This window comes from Spiroplasma sp. hy2, from assembly GCF_044714365.1.
Classification (GTDB): Bacteria; Bacillota_I; Bacilli_A; order Mycoplasmatales; family Mycoplasmataceae; genus Spiroplasma; species Spiroplasma phoeniceum.
In genome coordinates this window covers 1-2,732 of the sequence record NZ_RXFZ02000139.1, presented here as the reverse complement: position 1 = coordinate 2,732, position 2,732 = coordinate 1, and the positions used below count along the sequence as shown (strand labels likewise).

At 24.2% G+C, this 2,732-nt stretch carries 4 protein-coding genes; 2 read left to right on the top strand and 2 right to left on the bottom strand.

The window, feature by feature from the left end; genetic code table 4:
* The coding region (locus tag EHV01_RS04565; RefSeq protein ID WP_422066409.1) for a lipoprotein at positions 1-296 on the bottom strand (296 nt) is incomplete at its 3' end.
* Between the two features lie 84 nt (positions 297-380).
* Complete coding sequence (locus EHV01_RS04560; RefSeq protein ID WP_422066408.1) at positions 381-1,550, bottom strand: hypothetical protein; 1,170 nt, start codon at positions 1,548-1,550, stop codon at positions 381-383.
* Between the two features lie 313 nt (positions 1,551-1,863).
* Here EHV01_RS04560 and EHV01_RS04555 point away from each other — a divergent pair, with 313 nt between their 5' ends.
* Together EHV01_RS04555 and EHV01_RS04550 are read left to right on the top strand one after the other, a co-directional pair.
* Positions 1,864-2,325 carry a hypothetical protein gene (locus tag EHV01_RS04555; RefSeq protein WP_422066407.1) on the top strand — a complete coding sequence of 154 codons (462 nt, stop codon included), beginning with the start codon at positions 1,864-1,866 and terminating at the stop codon, positions 2,323-2,325.
* A gap of 15 nt (positions 2,326-2,340) precedes the next feature.
* The coding region (locus EHV01_RS04550) for a hypothetical protein (protein WP_422066406.1) at positions 2,341-2,732 on the top strand (392 nt) is incomplete at its 3' end.

The window sequence follows — 2,732 nt, the reverse complement described above, 5'->3', positions numbered from 1 at the left end:
AWTMTTTTTCCATTTTCTTTTGATGTTTTTATATCATTTTTAAATTTTGTAATTCTTCAATTTTCACTTGAATTACTGTGTCATACTACATAATATCATTTATTATCAACAGTATTAAATACTTTTTCTTGTGGTGCTATTCATTCTAAAATATTTCCATTTATATTTATATTATTTTTTTCTTTTAAATTTTCTAATTCTTTTTCGTTATATTGTGGTTTATTACAAGCAACTAAACTGGTTGTACTTGTTCCTATTAAAGTGATTGTTCCTAAAATAGATAATATTTTTTTCATATTTATCTTTTTTTGTTAATTTAACTAAAAATGGAAATAAATTACTAGTTTATTTCCATAAATTAACTATGAATAATAAATTTATTAATTAAATTCATTAGCTAAAGAACAACCGGCAGAAACAATACTAAAAATAGAGGAAGCCACTTTACCAACAACAGGAATAAAACCACTAGCTATTGAAGCAGCATTTGTCACAGAACCACATAAAGATAATGGAGATAAAGAACTTAATTTTTCAACATCGTTTTTTAATTTATTTAAACCATATTCTAAATTTGCAACTTTACTATATAGTTTTTTTATATGCTTATGATCAATTATAGTATAAACTATATGTTTTAAATTAATAATTTTATCTCTAAAATTATCTAAAATATTATTAATTTCAACTTTTTTTAAAGCTTGTCCGCGTTCATCATTGCCGTATTTATTTAATTCATTTTTAAATTTATTTTCAGTATTTTTTATAAAATCTTTAAAATTTTCATTCCAATCATCCAATAAATCAACATAATTATTGTCATCTTGTATTAATTTAATTCCTGACCCTATGTTAAGATATAATTGACCACCAGAAGAGCTTGTGGTAATATATGCTTTTTGTAATATTAAAATTTGTAAATGTCATTCTTCATTTTCTAAATAATATGTTAATCCAAATTTTTGATTAGCATCAAGTCCAGCAAACCCATCTCTTTCACTAATAGATTGCAATTCTAAATTTGCAATTCTATCAATATTTCCATCTGGGAAATAATTATATTCATCTGCTTTTTCATTTCACATTATATCTATAATTTCTTTATTATTTAAAATACCATTAATTGTCTTTCCTATCCAACTAGTCACACTCTTACTTCCCGTTCCCCATTCTATAGAAGATGCAAAATCTGTATCTGTAATAAAATAAATTTTATTATAAATTATAGGATTTATTTTACCAAGATTAAAATTATATATTTTTTTATATATGTGTTCTTTTGGTTTAAGATCTGATAGGAAAAAACCTGTAGAAGGAAAATAATTTATAACTTTTTCATCTTTATTATTAAAATAAAAAGTTAATGTATTTTTTTCTATTTTTTTATCTTTTAATACTACTAAATCTTGATTAATTTCTCTTTTACTTCTGTTTAATTTTTTTGAATTATTAATAGTTTCTTCTTTTTGATAAGGACTAGCGGCAATTGTTGTTGGTACAGCAGTTCCACTAATAGTTAATACACTCAATAAACTTAAAAGTTTTTTCATTATTGTATTTCTCCTTTTCTTAATCTTGAAATTTTTTATCAAGATTTACCTTCAGTATATATATATATATATATATATANACAAGCAAAATTAGGAATTATTTTAAAATTTCATCTTGTTAAATACCCCTTATTACGCGTTTTAAAGGCTAAATTAGCAATCAAGCATATTAAGTTTAGTTTTATTATATAAAAAGTATTGTATTTATAAACTATAGGTATATAATTAATGTAAGTTTTAATCTTTTTGTATCAAAAAAGAGTTTATGCTGACTTGTTAATCGAACAAGGATAAAAAAAGAGGAGTTTATAAAATGGCACTTACAAAAGAACAATTAATCGAACAGGGTTTAAGTGAAGAGATTGCAGAAAATATCTTAAATCAGTTTAATAATGAAGCAAAGCAAATTAGAGAAAGTGTGCAAAAACGCGAAGATGTTATATCCAAAGAAGACTTTATTAAATTATCTAATGAATTAGATGAATTAAAAGCATTTAAAGATGTTCCATCTACTAAAATTGAAGATATTAAAACTAATTTAAATAAAGTTAGTGGTAGTTCTTTAACTGAAAAAATGCAAACTTTAAAAGAATTAAAACCTGATTTGTTTGTTGAAGAACAACTATCAGTTTCACCTGGTAATTTAATTAAAGATATGATTGAAAAATCGGTTGAAAATAAAAATGATGAAATTGAAACTATTAAAGAAAAAGGAGCATATACTCCTGAGGAAATTAAAAAATTAACTGATTATACACTTAAAAACCTTAGATAATAAGGGAGTGAAATTATGGCAACAATTAATTTGCCACAAGTACCTTTTACATTGCAAGGTAATACAACAGGTCAAAAAGCCTATGTTGATATGGTTAATGCTTTATTGCGTGGACCTTTATATAATGAATATGCAAGTATTATGCAGTATGCTACTGCAACCGCAGAACAAGTTGCTTGATTACCTAATGCAGGACAAGCACTATATAATTTAACTCATCGTGTGGTATGACAAGATGATTATTCATTACCAAATGGTGGAACAACTCAAACAATGGGATTAACAAGAATTCCAGTTCCGATTGATAAGAGATTTAATTTAAAATTAATGAATGAGGCTTTTGACTTAGCATTAATAGAACAAAATATTAAAAATGGTGTTATTGCTGATGCTATTTCTAGTGTTGT